At 65.5% G+C, this 15017-nt stretch carries 17 protein-coding genes and 1 pseudogene; 6 read left to right on the top strand and 12 right to left on the bottom strand.

What is annotated here, in order from left to right; all coding sequences use genetic code 11:
* The 3 genes from BF95_RS22545 to BF95_RS22535 all read right to left on the bottom strand — a co-directional run.
* Window positions 1-564, bottom strand: a 564-nt coding sequence (locus tag BF95_RS22545) for a TolC family protein (RefSeq protein WP_043154659.1), incomplete at its 3' end; no start/stop codon positions are given.
* 68 nt (window positions 565-632) lie between these two features.
* Complete coding sequence (locus tag BF95_RS22540; RefSeq protein WP_152542894.1) at window positions 633-971, bottom strand: hypothetical protein; 339 nt, start codon at window positions 969-971, stop codon at window positions 633-635.
* 80 nt (window positions 972-1051) lie between these two features.
* The gene (locus tag BF95_RS22535; protein ID WP_043154653.1) at window positions 1052-1711 is read right to left on the bottom strand and encodes a cation transporter; all 660 of its coding nucleotides are present in this window, start codon (window positions 1709-1711) and stop codon (window positions 1052-1054) included.
* A 75-nt stretch (window positions 1712-1786) separates the two neighbouring features.
* On the opposite strand from BF95_RS22535, the gene BF95_RS22530 reads away from it, so the two are divergent.
* The 4 genes and pseudogenes from BF95_RS22530 (at window position 1787) to BF95_RS22515 (ending at window position 4080) form a co-directional block, all read left to right on the top strand.
* Complete coding sequence (locus BF95_RS22530) at window positions 1787-2191, top strand: MerR family transcriptional regulator (RefSeq protein WP_021243977.1); 405 nt, start codon at window positions 1787-1789, stop codon at window positions 2189-2191.
* Window positions 2192-2246: 55 nt separating this feature from the next.
* Window positions 2247-2881: pseudogene (locus BF95_RS22525) on the top strand (cation transporter).
* Window positions 2878-3522 carry a class I SAM-dependent methyltransferase gene (locus tag BF95_RS22520; RefSeq protein ID WP_043154652.1) on the top strand — a complete coding sequence of 215 codons (645 nt, stop codon included), beginning with the start codon at window positions 2878-2880 and terminating at the stop codon, window positions 3520-3522. The pseudogene BF95_RS22525 and the gene BF95_RS22520 overlap by 4 nt, the downstream one beginning before the upstream one ends.
* Window positions 3523-3579: 57 nt before the next feature.
* Entirely contained in the window at window positions 3580-4080 is a 501-nt protein-coding gene (locus BF95_RS22515; RefSeq protein WP_051520194.1) for an MAPEG family protein, read from the top strand.
* Here the strand turns inward: BF95_RS22515 and BF95_RS22510 are convergent.
* The 7 genes from BF95_RS22510 to BF95_RS22480 form a co-directional block, all read right to left on the bottom strand.
* Window positions 4066-6000 carry a cytochrome c/FTR1 family iron permease gene (locus BF95_RS22510; RefSeq protein WP_043154646.1) on the bottom strand — a complete coding sequence of 645 codons (1935 nt, stop codon included), beginning with the start codon at window positions 5998-6000 and terminating at the stop codon, window positions 4066-4068. The genes BF95_RS22515 and BF95_RS22510 overlap by 15 nt on opposite strands.
* Before the next feature lie 228 nt (window positions 6001-6228).
* Window positions 6229-6618 (bottom strand): copper-binding protein, encoded by a 390-nt coding sequence (locus BF95_RS22505; RefSeq protein WP_200867042.1) that lies wholly within the window; start codon window positions 6616-6618, stop codon window positions 6229-6231.
* 16 nt (window positions 6619-6634) lie between these two features.
* A complete protein-coding gene (locus tag BF95_RS22500) occupies window positions 6635-9772 on the bottom strand; it encodes an efflux RND transporter permease subunit (RefSeq protein WP_043154642.1) in 3138 nt (1045 codons plus the stop codon).
* A complete protein-coding gene (locus BF95_RS22495; protein WP_043154640.1) occupies window positions 9769-11259 on the bottom strand; it encodes an efflux RND transporter periplasmic adaptor subunit in 1491 nt (496 codons plus the stop codon). Before BF95_RS22495 ends, BF95_RS22500 begins: the two co-directional genes overlap by 4 nt.
* Window positions 11256-12485 carry a TolC family protein gene (locus BF95_RS22490; RefSeq protein WP_043154638.1) on the bottom strand — a complete coding sequence of 410 codons (1230 nt, stop codon included), beginning with the start codon at window positions 12483-12485 and terminating at the stop codon, window positions 11256-11258. The genes BF95_RS22495 and BF95_RS22490 overlap by 4 nt, the downstream gene beginning before the upstream one ends.
* A 136-nt stretch (window positions 12486-12621) precedes the next feature.
* Window positions 12622-12906 carry a hypothetical protein gene (locus BF95_RS22485; protein WP_043154635.1) on the bottom strand — a complete coding sequence of 95 codons (285 nt, stop codon included), beginning with the start codon at window positions 12904-12906 and terminating at the stop codon, window positions 12622-12624.
* A gap of 103 nt (window positions 12907-13009) precedes the next feature.
* Window positions 13010-13381: a hypothetical protein gene (locus BF95_RS22480; protein ID WP_235209946.1), complete on the bottom strand. Its 372-nt coding sequence runs from the start codon at window positions 13379-13381 to the stop codon at window positions 13010-13012.
* Window positions 13382-13504: 123 nt separating this feature from the next.
* Between BF95_RS22480 and BF95_RS22475 the strand changes: the two genes are divergently transcribed.
* Both BF95_RS22475 and BF95_RS31245 read left to right on the top strand, forming a co-directional pair.
* Window positions 13505-13837, top strand: coding sequence for an ArsR/SmtB family transcription factor (locus tag BF95_RS22475; RefSeq protein WP_043154632.1), 333 nt, complete (start codon window positions 13505-13507; stop codon window positions 13835-13837).
* A gap of 11 nt (window positions 13838-13848) precedes the next feature.
* Complete coding sequence (locus BF95_RS31245) at window positions 13849-14037, top strand: hypothetical protein (RefSeq protein WP_443018414.1); 189 nt, start codon at window positions 13849-13851, stop codon at window positions 14035-14037.
* Here BF95_RS31245 and BF95_RS22470 read toward each other — a convergent pair.
* Window positions 13994-14554 carry a recombinase family protein gene (locus BF95_RS22470; protein WP_004213255.1) on the bottom strand — a complete coding sequence of 187 codons (561 nt, stop codon included), beginning with the start codon at window positions 14552-14554 and terminating at the stop codon, window positions 13994-13996. The two genes, BF95_RS31245 and BF95_RS22470, sit on opposite strands and share 44 nt — an antisense overlap.
* A gap of 170 nt (window positions 14555-14724) precedes the next feature.
* Window positions 14725-15017 (bottom strand): MerR family DNA-binding protein (locus BF95_RS22465; protein WP_043154629.1); only part of this gene is annotated, 293 nt, incomplete at its 5' end.

Below are 15017 nucleotides of genomic sequence, written 5' to 3'. Positions count from 1 at the left end.
GATGCGGAGCACGTCGGCGCGTTGCTGCTCGATTGGCGACGCGCGTCCCGCGCTCACGCGGATCCTGGCGGCGCGATACGCCTCGGCGGCGATCCCCGCCTGCGCGCGGGCGATACCAAGCCTGCGCTCGGCGGCCACGGCGGCGACATAGGCCTGGGTGACTCGCAGCGTGACATCGGCATCGGCGATTGCCGCGTCGATCCTTGCCCGCGCGCCTTGTGCTTCGGCGAGACCGATCCGCGCCGAACGCTTGCCGCCTAGTTCGATCGGCAGCGCGAACCCCACGGTGGTCTCTGCGCTGTCGATGCCGCGATAGGCGCCGCTGCCGGCGACGTTCTCGGTCTGCGCCTCGATCGAGGGATTGGGGCGCAGGCCGGCGACAGTGCGCGCCGCGCTGCTGGCGCGCAGGTCGGCCGATGCCGCTTCCAGCGCGGGCGAGTTTTGACGGGCGGCAGCGAGCGCTTCATCGAGCGTGAGCGCCACCGTGGCCGGCGGCGCGTCCTGTGCTGCGACCTGAGTGGAACAGAGGGCCGCGGCGAGGGCGGCCGCGAAGATACGGGACATAGGGAACGGTCTCCTGACGAATGGCTCAGAGTCCCTCGCGGCATGCGGCCGCGTGGACGAACGGCGCGTCAGGCGATGGGTGGCCTCAGGTTGCGCGCCGCGGCTATCGCGTCGGGCTCGATCGCGGGATCGATCCGCAGCGCAGTCCGGGCAATCGGGGTGGTCGTTGCCAGGCCGTCGAGGGTCGCATGCCCAGATGATGATTGTGGCAGCTGCGTGGTGATGCGGCGCCGGATTGTCCATGTCGCCCGGAACCTCGTCGCCATCGCCAGCGACATGGTCTCCGCGCCGGCGGACAGCTCGATGCAGCCGACGATCTCCGCCGCGTGCGCCGCCGACACCGAGAGACCCGTCCACAAGGAGAGGACGAGCATCAGGCCGGCGACCAGGGCGAGCGATTGTCGCATCGGCTGTCCACCTAGCCGGACGGTGCCGGCAAGCAAAGCGGCGGGGCGGGATCGGCTTCCATTCTGATTCGACGCCATATTTATTCCCCCTGAAGAATAGGCTGTGCGGGCGCCGTGCGCGGCAGATACGCCGATCGCAACTCGGCGCCCGCCTGGCGCATGATCTGGATGCCGCCGCTGATCCCGAGCGTGGCGAGGATCGCGGCAACGATCAGATCGGGCCATCCCGAACCGGTGCCGAACACGCCGAACGCGGCGGCGACCACGGCGACATTGCCGATCGCGTCATTGCGCGAGCAGATCCACACGGAGCGCATGTTCGCCTCGCCACTGCGAAAACGGTACAGGATGAAGGCGACCGCGACATTGGCCGCCAGCGCGAGACCACCGATAATCCCCATCGTCTCAGCCTGCGGAAGCGTGCCCGCGAACGCGGCATAGCCGGTGCTGCCGAGCACCCACGCCCCGAGCGCGAACAGGGTGGCACCCTTGAGCATCGCCGCGCGCGCACGCCAGGTGAGCGCCATGCCTGCAACACCGAGGCTGATCGCGTAATTGGCGCTGTCGCCGAGGAAGTCGAGCGCATCGGCCTTGAGTGCGGCCGAGTGGGCGGTAACGCCCGCGAAAATCTCGACGCCGAACATGATCGCGTTGATGATCAACGCGATCCAGACCGCGCGGCGCCAGCGCGGATCGTTGGATGGGTCCGGCTTCGCGGAGGCGCAACTGGTGCAGGCCATTTCATTACCTCGAACGACTCGATGTCATGCGCTATGTGCGGCCTGTAGCAACTATAGGGTCAAGCGGGATTTCTGATGCAGATTGGTGAACTGGCGAGAACGACCTCGACCAAGGTCGAGACAATTCGTTTCTACGAGAAGATCGGATTGCTTCCCGAACCCGGGCGTACCGCAGGCAACTACCGCGACTATGGAGCCGCCCATCTGGCGCGGCTCTCCTTCATCCGCCGCGCGCGCGACCTCGGCTTCACGCTCGATCAGGTGCGCGAGCTACTTGCCCTCTCCGACGATCGGACCCGCTCGTGCAGCGCCGTCGATAGCGTCGCGCGTGCGCATCTCGCCCAGATCGACCAGAAGATCGCCGATCTACGCGCGCTTCGCCGCGAGCTCGACGAAGTGATCGGCCAGTGCAGCCAGGGCGCGATTTCCGACTGCCGGATCATCGAAGCACTGGGACCGTCGAGCCACGCAAGGCATTGACCCTGTAGCTGCTAGAGGGTGCAGAACATGCTCGCGACTCGCGGCGGAGATGATGATGAGCGACTGCGGATGTGAGGCGGACACCAAGCGGGCGGGCACCGATCCGGCCTATCGGCGTGCGCTGTGATCGTGGTCATCCTCAACGTCGGGTTCGGCCTGTTCGAGCTGGTCGGCGGTTTCGTCGCCGGTTCGCAGGCGCTGAAAGCGGATTCGCTGGATTTCATCGGCGACGGGTCGATCACGCTCGTCGGGCTGATCGCGCTCGGCTGGGCCGCGGTCGCGCGCAGCCGCGTCGCGCTCGTGCAAGGAATCTTTCTCGCGAGCCTCGGGCTCGGGGTCATCGGGTTCGCTGCATGGCGCGCGTTCCATGCGATCCCGCCCGAAGCCGAGCTGATGGGTGGGATCGGTATCGCGGCGCTCGTCGTCAACGTATCGGCCGCCCTCGTCCTCGCGCGGTTCCGGGACCAGGGTGATGCGACGTCGCGCGCCATCTGGCTGTTCTCGCGCAACGACGCGCTTGCCAATATCGCCGTGATCGCCGCTGCCGCACTGGTCGGCTGGACGGGCCAGGCTTGGCCCGATCTTGTCGTCGCCGGCGTGATCGCGCTGCTGTTCCTCCATTCCGCTTATGACATCATCCGCGACGCGCGACGCGAGCTGGCGGAACATGCGACGAGGGCACGGGCATGAGCGACCGCGCCTACACACCGCCGCTCGGGACCGGCGATACCGCGGATTACGATCGCGCCATCCGGCGCTGGACCCGCGAGCTGCGCTGGCGCGGTGCCATGATCGAGCTGCTCGCCCCGCGCCCCGGCAAGACCGTCATCGACGTCGGGTGCGGGACAGGCAGCTTCGCGGTCATGCTCAAGGCAGCCGCGCCTGGCGTGCATGTCATCGGCATCGATCCCGATCAAGAAGCGCTGGCGATCGCTCGCGCCAAGGGTGACGCCGCCGGCGCGGACATCCATTGGGAGCGCGGCTTCGCGCGGGACATCGGTTCCCGTTCGGCCGGCGCCGTGGTGTCGAGCCTGATGTTCCACCAGGTGCCGATGGCGGAAAAGCGGGCTGGCCTCGCGGCGATGCACGCGGCGCTCCGCCCCGGCGGCAGGCTCGTGATCGCCGATTATGGACGGCAACGGGGATTGATGCGGCTGCTGTTCCGCCTGACCATCCAGCGGCTCGACGGCGTGGCCGACACCCAGCCCAATGCCGACGGCGTGCTTCCAGAGCTCGTCCGCGCGACGGGGTTCGAAAATGTGTGCGAAGCAGCGCGCATCCACACGGTGACGGGCACGATCGCGCTGATCGCGGCGGATCGGCCGGGCTGACGGGAGGCTGCCCTGACGGACCTCAAAGCGGAGCAGAGGGAGATCAGGAAGCAGTCCTTGCTGGCCTTTCTGCTGTGTGCGGCAATCTCGGTCGCATGCGTCCTTTTCCTGCCCAAGTTGGTCACCTTCCCGTCGGAGGTGGCAAGGCGGCTTGCCTTCGCGATCCAGACGAGTTTCGTCCATTTTGCCATCGTCCTGCTCGCTGTCCGCATGGTCTCAAGCGGGCGCTACCGATCGGCCGCCGACATCGGCGGTGCGGCCAAGGGGCCGCCGAGCCCCGCGATCGCGGTCAAGACCGCATTCCTGCAGAACACGCTGGAGCAGGCATTCCTCGGCGTCGGCGCGCATCTGCTTCTCGCCTCGGTCACCGGTGGCCGCTGGCTGGGACTGCTGGTCGCATCGTCCGTGCTGTTCGCTATCGGCCGATGGAGCTTCTATCGTTGCTATCCGGGCGGCGCCGGGGCGCGTGCCTTCGGGATGGCGACGACCGCGCTCGCGTCGCTGGCCTGCTACCTGGTCGCGCTTGCGATGCTCCTCGGTCGGCTATTCGGCGGGTGATCGTGGCGAACGGGCCGTGGCCGCACTGCGCCCGCTATACCAGAAGCCGGCGACGAGCACGACGATTGCCGCGGCCTGCGCAAGCACGGTCTCGGTCGTTGGAAACAGCCCCAGAAGTTCGATGCGTGGTATATTGGCCAGCGGCACCACGCCGAGGATGCCTGCCTCCTGCAGTCCGGCAATGCCCTTGCCGGCGAGGACGACCGCAAGAATCGCGATCAGGATCGAACTCCACGAGAAGAATTGGGTAATCGGCAGCCGGGCGCTGAAGCGGAGCATGATCCATGCGATCAGCGCGAGCAGTCCGGTCGCCGCGCCGGCTCCGGCCAGCATCGCCGCGCCATTCCCTTCCGCCCACAGTGCCGCATAGAAGAGGATCGTCTCGAACACCTCGCGGTAGACGACCACGAACGACAGCAGGAACAGGAACCAGCCCGACTGGCGCGACAGCGCGGCGGTCACCTTTGCCTTCACATAGCGCTGCCACGCCTCCGCGTTGCTCTTGCCATGCATCCAGATGCCGACGGTGAGCAGGATGATCGCCGCGAACAGTGAGCCGAAGCCCTCGGTGAGTTCACGCGATGCACCGCTCACGCTGATGAAGTAGGTCGCGACGAACCAGGTAGCGACACCGGCCGCGAGCGCGGCGATCCATCCGCCATGGACGAAACCCAGGACTTCGGGGCGCTCGGTCTTCTTGAGAAATGCGATCATCGCGACGACGATCAACAGCGCCTCGAGCCCTTCGCGCAACAGCACGCCGAACGCGCCAAGAAAGCTCGACGCGCTGCTCGCCCGCTCGGGCACCAGCGCGGCTTCAGCCTCGTTGAACAGGCTGGCCAGCGCGCGGTTCGCCGCTTCGACTTCGCTTGCCGGACGCCCCTGTCCGATCGCCGCGCGAAGCTTTCCCATCGCCCCCTCGATCCGCGCCATCAGGGCCGCATCGCGTGCGGCAAGCACCGGCTCGACCGGCTCGAAGCCATCGAGATAGGCGGAAAGCGCAAGATCTGCTGCGGCCTTGCGGTCGCCTGCGCGATACGCTGCCATGCTTTGGTCGAGCCGTTCGCGCGTCAAGGCAAGCGAGCCATCGACGCGCACGGTCACCGCGTCGGGATGGCGGCGCAGAAAGGCGGTAAGCGCGGCCGCCTTTTCCGGGCCGATATCGGCCGCCAGCGCGGCCGGGGTTACGCCGATCAGGGCCGCGAGATTGGGATATTTGGCACGGAGCGCGGCATCGCCGCGCCACAACCGCTCGCCGTCGCGCGCGGCGGCCTCGGGATAGGCGAATTGGCCGACATAGAAGGCCAGTGCCCAGCGATCGGCGTCGGGCAGTGCTTCGAAGCTCTGCATCGCGGTGCCGTCCAGGCCCTGGCTGATGACTTGATAGAGGCCGAACAGGCTGCGCTGATCGGCGCGCGCCTTGTCGGTGAAGGCGATCGGTGGGGGATCGAGCTTGGCGGCGTTGGGCCCGTGGCCGTTACCGCTGGCACCATGGCAGGCGGCACAATTCTGCGCGTAGAGCGCAGTGGCGCGCGTCAAATCCGGTGGCGAACTCGGCGCGAGCGGTACGGGATATGCCGCAAGCAGCGCTGCGGCGAGCGCTCGGGATTGTTCCGCCACCGTCGCTGGCGGCGCCTTGGCGGCGATCGCATTGCGCAGCGTCCCCGACCGGCGAAGCAGATCCGCCTTGGCCGAAGTTGCAGCCAGTGCCTGGATCCTGGCTTCGACCTGCCCGGCAAATTCGGTCATCTCGGCATATTCGGCAGCGCTGGTCACCCTGCCGTCTGAAACCGCACCTGAATAGTCGACCGCGATATAGTCGAGCAGCCGCCAGGCCGTTTGCACCTCGGCGTCGCTGGCTGACGCGCGTGCGGGCAGCGACAGCGTTAGCGCCGCGAGGATCAGGATGAGCCATCGCATCGGGAACGGCCGATGAGCGACAACAGCAGTGGAGGCAGCAAAGTGGCCGGAGCGCATCGACGAGTCTCTTGTTAAGAATGGTTCGCGGTTTGCACCCTCTAGCAACTAGAGGGTCAAGCCCAATTTCCGACAACCGGCGATCAGAGCCCAGACCACCGGCCGCAGTATGAGCACAGAAGATTGTGCCGACTGCGGCCGTTGGATGTCTTCGCGACAATGGCTCGTGGGCTACTTCTTGCTGATGGCCGTCACCTCGCCGGTATTGCCGGTCAGCGTGAGATCGAAATCGACCTTGTCACCGACCTTGGCCGCATCGGTGATCGCCGGGGCCGCCTTGAACGCCATTGTCATCGCCGGCCACTTGGCTTCGGGGATCGGGCCATGATCGAGCGTGATCGTGCCTGCGGCCTTGTCGATGGCAGTGACCGTGCCATGGCCCTTGGCCATGATCTGCGCAGGGGCCGAAGGTGCCATCGCCATGTTGCCCATGTCGCCGCTCATGGCTGCGGCGGGCGCTGCCTGGTTGGTTTCCGCCGCGACCGGTGTTTCCGCTTTCTGGCCGCAGGCGGCGGTCAGGGCGGCGAGGCCGAGGGCAATGGTCAGTCGTGCATAGTTCATGGTCTTCTCCTGCAGGTTAAACGGGTTGAGGTATCGGCTTGGTCTTCGGCCGGCGCAGCAGCAGATAAGCGGCAGGCAGGACGAACATCGACAGCAGCGGCGCGGTGAGCATGCCGCCGATCATCGGTGCGGCGATGCGGCTCATCACCTCTGAACCCGCGCCCGATCCGAGCAGGATCGGCAGCAGGCCGGCGAGGATCACCGCCACCGTCATCGCCTTGGGCCGGACGCGGAGCAGCGCGCCTTCGCGCACCGCCGTTTCGACTTGAGCCGCATCCGGGGCTGGACCGCGATCCTCATAGGCGTGCTTGAGATAGATCAGCATAACCACACCGAACTCGGCGGAGACGCCGGCCAGTGCGATGAACCCGACCCCGGTCGCCACCGACTGGTGATAGCCAAGCAGATAGAGGAGCCAGATGCCCCCAGTGAGCGCAAACGGCAGCGTGCCCATGATCAGCGCCGCTTCGTCGAAGCGCCGAAAGATCATGTAGAGCAGAATGAAGATGATGAGCAGAGTCGCGGGGACGACCAGCTTGAGCTTCTCGACCGCACGTTGGAGATATTCGAACTGGCCGGAGTAAGCGATGCTGACGCCGGGCGAGAGCCTGACCTGTCTCGCGACTGCGCGCTGGAGGTCGCCGACCACCGAGGCGAGGTCGCGTCCACGCACGTCGACATAGACCCAGGTCGATGGTCGGGCGTTCTCGGTCTTGAGCATCGGCGGCCCATCGGCGATCGAGACGGTTGCAACCGTATCGAGCGTGATCTGCTGGCCCGATGGGGTCAAGACCGGCAGGGTTCGCAAGCCTTCGAGGCTGTCGCGCAGCTCGCGCGGGTAGCGCACGCTGATCGGGTAGCGGGCAAGGCCTTCAACCGTCTCCCCGATCGTCTCGCCGCCGATCGCGCCCGAGACGATCGATTGCACGTCGGCGATGTTGAGCCCGAACCGCGCCGCGGCGGTGCGGTCGATATCGACATCGACATAGCGTCCCCCGGTCAGTCGTTCGGCGAGGGCAGAGCTGACGCCAGGCACCGTCTTGGCGACGGTCTCGATATCATGAGCGATGCGATCGAGCTGGGCGAGATCGGCGCCCGATACCTTGACCCCGATCGGGCTCTTGATGCCGGTCGCCAGCATGTCGATGCGGTTGCGGATCGGCGGCACCCAGACATTGGCGAGGCCGGGAATCTTCACCGTCCGGTCCAGCTCCTCGACGAGTTTCTCCGGGGTCATGCCAGGCCGCCATTGGTCACGCGGCTTGAACTGGATGGTGGTCTCAAACATTTCGAGCGGTGCCGGGTCGGTGGCGGTTTCGGCGCGGCCGGCCTTGCCGAACACGCTCTCGACCTCGGGCACCGTCTTGATCAGCCTATCGGTCTGCTGGAGCAGTTGCGACGCCTTCGCCGCCGATAGTCCCGGCAGCGCCGAGGGCATGTAGAGCAGGTCGCCCTCGTCGAGGTTGGGCATGAACTCGCCGCCGAGCCGGGTGAGCGGCCAGGCCGTGGTCGCGAACACCAAAGCCGCAATCAGCAGCACCGTCTTCGGCCGCTGCATCGTCCAGTCGATCGCGGGGCGGTAGAGGTTGGTCAGCCAGCGGTTGACCGGATTGGCCTGCTCGGCGGGGATACGGCCCCGGATCAGCCAGCCCATCAGGATCGGCACCAGCGTGACCGACAGGATCGCCGCCGACGCCATCGCATAGGTCTTGGTGAAGGCGAGCGGCGCGAACAACCGGCCCTCCTGCGCCTCCAGCGTGAACACCGGAATGAAGGAAAGGGTGATGATCAGCAGGCTAAAGAACAGGGCCGGCCCGACCTCGGCAGCCGCATCGGTAATCACCGTCCAGCGCGTTTCGCCGGCCAAGGTCTTGCCGGGATGGTCATGCTCCCAGCGCTCGATCTTCTTATGTGCGTTCTCGATCATGACGACGGCCGCATCGACCATCGCGCCGATGGCGATGGCGATCCCGCCCAGCGACATGATGTTCGCGTTGACCCCCTGGAACCGCATGACAACGTACGCGGCGAGCACGCCCAAAGGCAAGGTCAGGATCGCGACCAGGGCCGAGCGGACATGCCAGAGGAACAAGCCGCAGACGATTGCAACGACGATGAATTCCTCGACCAGCTTGTGGGTGAGATTCTCGACCGCACGGTCGATGAGCTGCGAGCGATCATAGACCGTCACCACCTCGACGCCCGGCGGCAGGCTCTTCTTGAGCTCGGCGAGCTTGTCCTTGACTGCCGCAATCGTCAGCCTCGCATTCTTGCCCGAGCGCAGGATCACGACGCCGCCTGCGACTTCGCCCTCCCCGTTCAGCTCGGCGATACCACGGCGCATTTCCGGGCCGATCTGGATGGTGGCGACATCGCCTAGCCGCACCGGCACGCCGCCTGCTGCCGTCTTCAGAGGGATCGCGCGAAAATCGTCGAGCGTCTTCAGATAGCCCGAAGCGCGGACCATATATTCGGCCTCGGCCATCTCCAGCACCGAACCGCCGGCTTCCTGGTTGGCTTGTCTGATAGCCTCGACCGCCTGGGCGTGGGTTACGCCATAGGCGGCGAGCTTCACCGGATCGAGCAGCACCTGGTACTGCTTGACCATGCCGCCGATGCTGGCGACCTCGGCGACGCCGGTCACGGTCTTCAGTTCGTACCGCAGGAACCAATCCTGAAGCCCACGAAGCTGCGACAGGTCGTGGCGGCCGGTCCGGTCGACCAGCGCATATTCATAGACCCAGCCGACGCCCGTCGCATCGGGACCGAGCGCGCTGCGGGCGCTGGCCGGCAATCGCCCCTGCACCTGGTTGAGATATTCGAGCACGCGGCTGCGTGCCCAGTAAAGATCAGTGCCGTCCTCGAAGATCACATAGACGAAGCTGTCGCCGAAGAACGAATAGCCGCGCACCGTCTTGGCGCCCGGCACCGAGAGCATGGTGGTGGTCAGCGGATAGGTGACCTGGTTCTCGACGATCTGCGGCGCCTGTCCCGGATAGGAAGTGCGGATCACGACCTGCACGTCGGACAGGTCGGGCAAGGCGTCGATCGGGGTCGAGCGCACCGCCCATAGACCGGTGCCAACCAGCGCCAGCATGCCGACAGCCACGAAGAAGCGATTCCGGACCGACCAGCGGATGAGATGGGCGATCACTGGCCCGCCACCTTGGCCATGCGCCGCACAGTCGGCCCCGCAGGCGGTCTATCGAAGCCAAAGCGGACATGGTCGCCCGTCTTCAGGCCACGCGCGATGGATGCATCGGGAAGCTGGAAGGTCATCGTCATCGCCGGCCAGCCGATCGCGGGCACCGGCTCGTGGCTGAGCGTCACCGAATTGGCGGTGAGCTGCTCGATCTTGCCGACCGTCTCGTGGAGCGCGGCTGGAGCGGCGGGCTTGCCAGCCGCCGGCGGCGTGCTGCCACCGATCGGCCGTGCTTCCACACCGGAAAGACTCGCTTCGGAGTCGATCAGGAACTGCCCCGACGCGACGATCTTCTCGCCTTCGGCTACGCCCGCCAGGATTTCAGTGTTGCCACCGGACTCCCTTCCGGTTTGCACCTCGGCGGGCCGGTAGCGCCCCTTGTCGAGCGCCAGCATCACCAATGTCCGCTTGCCGGTGCGGATCAGCGCTTCGGATGGCACCAGCAATGCCGGCTGCGCGCTGCCACCGAACGAGACAGTGGCGAACATGCCGGGCCGCAAGCGACCGCCACGATTGGGAAGCTCGATCCGCACGGTCAGCGTTCGGCTATCCGCCTGTGTCTGGGGCAGGATCGCGGAAACACGGCCCGACAAGATCTCGCCGGGAAATGCCGCGAGCGTTGCCTGCACGGCTTGCCCGGGCCTGAGCGGGCCGGCGATCGCCTCGGGCACCGCGGCATTGAGCCAGACCGTGCCGAGGCCGTTGACCTCGGCGAGCGTCTGTCCTGCCGTCAGGGTCATGCCTGCGCGCACATCCAATGTCTTGATCACGCCCCCGGTCGGCGTGGAGATCGTCACGACATTGTGCGGCCGCCCCGTTCGCTCGACCGACGCGATCGTGCCAGACGGCATGCCGAGCAGCATGAGCCGCTGGCGCGCCGCCTGGGTCAGTGCTGCGTTCCCGGTGCGGCGTACCGCGAGAAACTCGGCCTGCGCCCCGCCCCACTCCGGCACCAGGATATCGGCAAGCGGGGCCCCAACGCCGACCACGTCACCCGGCGCGCGACCATAGATGCGCTGGACGAACCCGCCCGCGCGCGCTTGAACGATCGCGACATTGCGCTGATTGAAGTCGATCGTGCCGGTGGCGGTGATGCTGCTCGCCAGTTCCCCGCGCCGGACAACAGCCGTGCGCAGGCCAAGCGTTTGCGACGTCGCCGGATCAATCCGGACGCCGGAGGCATTGCCGCCACCTTCATCGGCATATTTGGGGACAAGCTGCATATCCATGAACGGCGATTTGCCCGGCTTGTTGAAATGCTGCGACGGGACCATCGGATCATACCAGTAGAGCGGCTTCCGGCCGGCATCAGCGGTTTGCGCAGGAGCAGTTTCGGTCCCGCCGAGATGGGCAATGCCATAGCCCGCGCCACCGGCGACGAGTGCGAGCACTGCGGCGGCAAGACGCAGCCGGACACGGGGCGATATCTCAAGGCTCATCGGTCTTCGCTCCGGTAGGTGAGGGTCAATCGGGCACCGTCGGCGGCGACCAGGGCCTCGCGATCGAGGGTATTGAGGGAGGCGTCGGCAAGCACGGCATGGGCCTCGGCGATATCGACGAGACTGGCCCGCCCTGCCGCGTAGCTGGCGGTTTCCAGTTTGACGCGCTGCTCGGCAAGCGGCTGCAACGTGTCCCGTGCGCGCATCCACTGCTCATGATGCATGACGTGATCGGCAAGATCGGCCTCGAGGTCGGCGGCGAGCGCGCGCCGGGCTGCCTCGCGTTCGGCCAGGATGCGGCCGGCATTGGCCTGGGCCGCGGCGATGCCGGCATTCTGGCGATTGCGGGTGAAGAATGGCAGACTGACCGTCACCCCGGCGGAGACATAGTCGCCGAAACGGGGATCGCGGCGTTGATAGGCCAGGTTGACACCAAAGTCGGAGCGTCGGCCGGCATCGGCCACGCGGACATCGGCATCCGCCTGGCCGGCCTGGGCATCGATCATCCGAATCGTCGGTTGACGATCGATACCCGCTCGCAGGACTTCTGCATCGACTGCAAAATCGGGAATTGGCCCGGCAATCTCGGGGTCCGGATCGCCAGTCCAGCGGGTCAGCGTGGCGCGCGCCCGCGCCACGTTCGACACCAGTTCGCTCCGGCGATCCTGCATGGCGGCGACGGCCAGTCGCCCGGCGAGGGTCTGCGCCGGTCGTGCAGTGCCCGAGGCGACCGCGCCCGGTGTCGTCCCCACCACGCGCTCGAGCCGGGACAGAACATCATCGAGCGCGGCAAGCCTGCGTTCCGCATAGGCCAGGTTGATCCAGGCAAGTGCGGTGCCGACCTCGACAGTGCGGGCCTCCACAGCCGTATCGGCCTCGGCTGCCTTGATATCACTATCGGCGCGGGCCTGCTGGGCATGGCGCTTGGCGAGGTTGGGAATGTCCTGCGACACGCCGACGCGCACCATGGTGAAATCGTCTTGGCTGGGCTCGAACGCAAGCGGCCCCGATATGGGAAAGCTCTCGACACCCACGCCGAGCGTCGGATCGGGCAGCGCGCCGGCTGCACCGCGCGCGGAATGCGCGGCGTCGGCGCCGAGCGCCTTGGCCTTGATCGACGGCGCCTCCTGCCGGGCGCGCTGGAGCGCGGCTTCGAAGGTGAGCGGACCGGCGAACACAGCGCCGGGGATCACCGCCAGGAGCGGCAGGCACAGAAACAATCGCATGAAAAAACTCCTGATCGGAGGGTCAGGCCAGCATCGCGAACTATGACAGGCATGTCAGTGACGACGGAATGGGGGGCATCCCGCCGCCACTGCTGGCCTAGCCGTCTATGCGACCTGAAGCGGCCAGAACCTGTGCCTAGCCGACCGAAGAGGCCGACGAAGGCGATGCCATGCTATGCATCTCCTTCATGCAGTCCGCGGCACTCATCTTCATCATGTCGCAGTCGCAGCTTGCCACCTGCTTGGCATCGGGCACCCAGACGCGCCGCTGAGCCGGTCCCATGGCACGCGGGCCATATTGCGGAACCGACTTCCACTCATAACGACCCGACTGTCGGCTGTGGTCGGGCTGGCCAGCGAATGCGGCGGCGGGTACGGCAAGGGCTACGCCCAGCAGGGCATAGAAAACACGGTTTTTCATGACTGTAATCCATTGGCAAATAATCGTGGTAGCCGCAGGTCGGACAGGATGTTTCGATGCGCGATAGGCGCAACGATCCTGCCAGCCTTACGACCGGGTTCGATCAGCCAAGGAGAGTCGGTGGTTCCGGTTCGGGAGCAAGTTCACTGCCGCGCAGGACAGTGGTGGTCGTCCAGAAGGCCAGGGACGGATCAGCCGCGCGCGCCGCCAGCACCGGTGCGTCATTCCGCACGGGCATGGGAACGACGCAGCCCATTGCCGCGATGCAGGCCAGGGTCATGCCCTTGCAGGGCTTTTGCGCGGGCTGCTGTTGCTGCGCCATCATCTTCATGCAGTCTTCGGACATGCCTGAATCGGCCATCCCGGACATCGCCATCGGCGCGGACACCGCAGACTGGACGGATGCATAAGCGACCGCCTGGCCGAACAGACCGATCAGGGCTCCAAGAAGGAGAAAAAGAGACAAGGCGCGCATCAAGACATCGGACAATTACGTCAAATATGACGGGAGGGCAACGATGATGGGGGAGCGATCCTGTGCCCCTGAGCGCGCGGCAAACTGCCTGGACAATTTCTATATATCGATTATCGTAGATATATGGAAAGTAATTCGGCCATCGCCGCCCTTGGCGCGCTTGCACAAGGCACCCGCCTCGATGCCTTTCGTCTTCTGGTCCGACATGAGCCCGACGGGCTCGCCGCAGGTGAGATCGCGCGACAGTTGGACGTTCCACAGAACACCATGTCGGTGCATCTGGCGACGCTCGCGCGCGCCGGGCTGATCCACGCGGAACGACGCAGCCGGATCATCAACTACCGCGCCGACCTCGATCAGTTGAAGGCGCTTACCGTGTTCCTCGTCAAGGATTGCTGCGGCGGCAGGGCGGAGCTGTGCGAGCCGCTGATCGCCGAACTCATCCCCTGCTGCTGATGGAGTCCACCATGTCCGATCGCATCTTCAACATCCTCTTCCTGTGCACCGGCAACTCGGCGCGTTCGATCCTTGCCGAAAGTGCGTTGAACAAGGCGTCACCTCAAGCTTTGTACGCTGAACAACGATTTTCCGGACATAATGTGAACATTGGTGTCAGGCAGCGGCGCGAAGGTACTGGTAGAGGGTTTCGCGGCTGATGCCCATGTCGCGCGCGATGGTCGCCTTGCGTTCACCGGCGGCAACGCGGCGGTGCAGATCGGCAATCATCTCATCCGAGAGCGACCGTTTCCGCCCCCGATAGGCGCCGCGCTGCCGAGCGATCGCAATGCCTTCGCGTTGCCGTTCGCGGATCAGGGCGCGCTCGAACTCAGCAAACGCACCCATGACCGAGAGCATCAGATTGGCCATCGGGGAGTCCTCCCCCGAGAAGGACAGGCTTTCCTTCTCAAACTCGATCCGGATACCTCGCTTGGTGAGGCCCTGGACCAGCTTGCGCAGGTCATCCAGATTGCGGGCCAACCGATCCATGCTGTGGACGACGACGGTATCGCCTTCGCGGGCGAAAGTGAGCAGAGCCTCAAGCTGGGGGCGGTTGACGTCCTTGCCCGATGCCTTGTCGGTGAAGGTCCGATCGAGCGACTGACCTTCCAATTGGCGATCCACATTCTGATCGAACGTGCTGACCCGGACATAGCCGATCCGTTGCCCCTTCACTGCGCACTCTCTCCATCAAAATGTCAGGTTGAAATCTATGATACGTAACGAAATTCGTCAACAAATTCCGTTTATCACCCTAATCTGACAGAAACCGCAGTACCGCCCTGACGTCCAGTTAGGCTATACTCCAAGCTGACATCACGAAATCAAATCCCTCAAAGATGGCGTCAATTGCCTTGATGGGGTAAAAACTGGAGTGCTTCCAGGATGGGACATTCGGCAACGTCATCTCCAGTGCATCTGGCTAACGTGGTCGCCAGCGTCACCTCTATCTTCTGCAAATCTGCAATGCGGCGGCGGACATCTTCAAGGTGGAGTTCGGTTCTCGCCATAACCTCCGCGCAGGTTTGTGCACCGGTATCGGTGAGCGACAACAATGACCGTATCTCATCCATTGCATAGCCAAGGTCGCGCGCGCGCAGGATGAACTGCAACCTTTGCACCAGTTCCGGCGAATAGA

The organism is Sphingobium sp. Ant17 (assembly GCF_000588875.1).
Lineage (GTDB): Bacteria > Pseudomonadota > Alphaproteobacteria > Sphingomonadales > Sphingomonadaceae > Sphingobium.
Note: the sequence above shows the minus strand (reverse complement) of the source record. Positions and strands in the feature narration are given on the sequence as shown.

Coding starts and splice junctions, on each gene's coding strand:
- BF95_RS22530 (WP_021243977.1), top strand. CDS start 1,787: ATGCAGATTGGTGAACTGGCGAGAACGACCTCGACCAAGGTCGAGACA.
- BF95_RS31245 (WP_443018414.1), top strand. CDS start 13,849: ATGTCCGATCGCATCTTCAACATCCTCTTCCTGTGCACCGGCAACTCG.
- BF95_RS22520 (WP_043154652.1), top strand. CDS start 2,878: ATGAGCGACCGCGCCTACACACCGCCGCTCGGGACCGGCGATACCGCG.
- BF95_RS22510 (WP_043154646.1), bottom strand. CDS start 6,000: ATGCGATGGCTCATCCTGATCCTCGCGGCGCTAACGCTGTCGCTGCCC.
- BF95_RS22475 (WP_043154632.1), top strand. CDS start 13,505: ATGGAAAGTAATTCGGCCATCGCCGCCCTTGGCGCGCTTGCACAAGGC.
- BF95_RS22505 (WP_200867042.1), bottom strand. CDS start 6,618: ATGAACTATGCACGACTGACCATTGCCCTCGGCCTCGCCGCCCTGACC.
- BF95_RS22535 (WP_043154653.1), bottom strand. CDS start 1,711: ATGGCCTGCACCAGTTGCGCCTCCGCGAAGCCGGACCCATCCAACGAT.
- BF95_RS22485 (WP_043154635.1), bottom strand. CDS start 12,906: ATGAAAAACCGTGTTTTCTATGCCCTGCTGGGCGTAGCCCTTGCCGTA.
- BF95_RS22495 (WP_043154640.1), bottom strand. CDS start 11,259: ATGAGCCTTGAGATATCGCCCCGTGTCCGGCTGCGTCTTGCCGCCGCA.
- BF95_RS22540 (WP_152542894.1), bottom strand. CDS start 971: ATGCGACAATCGCTCGCCCTGGTCGCCGGCCTGATGCTCGTCCTCTCC.
- BF95_RS22480 (WP_235209946.1), bottom strand. CDS start 13,381: ATGCGCGCCTTGTCTCTTTTTCTCCTTCTTGGAGCCCTGATCGGTCTG.
- BF95_RS22490 (WP_043154638.1), bottom strand. CDS start 12,485: ATGCGATTGTTTCTGTGCCTGCCGCTCCTGGCGGTGATCCCCGGCGCT.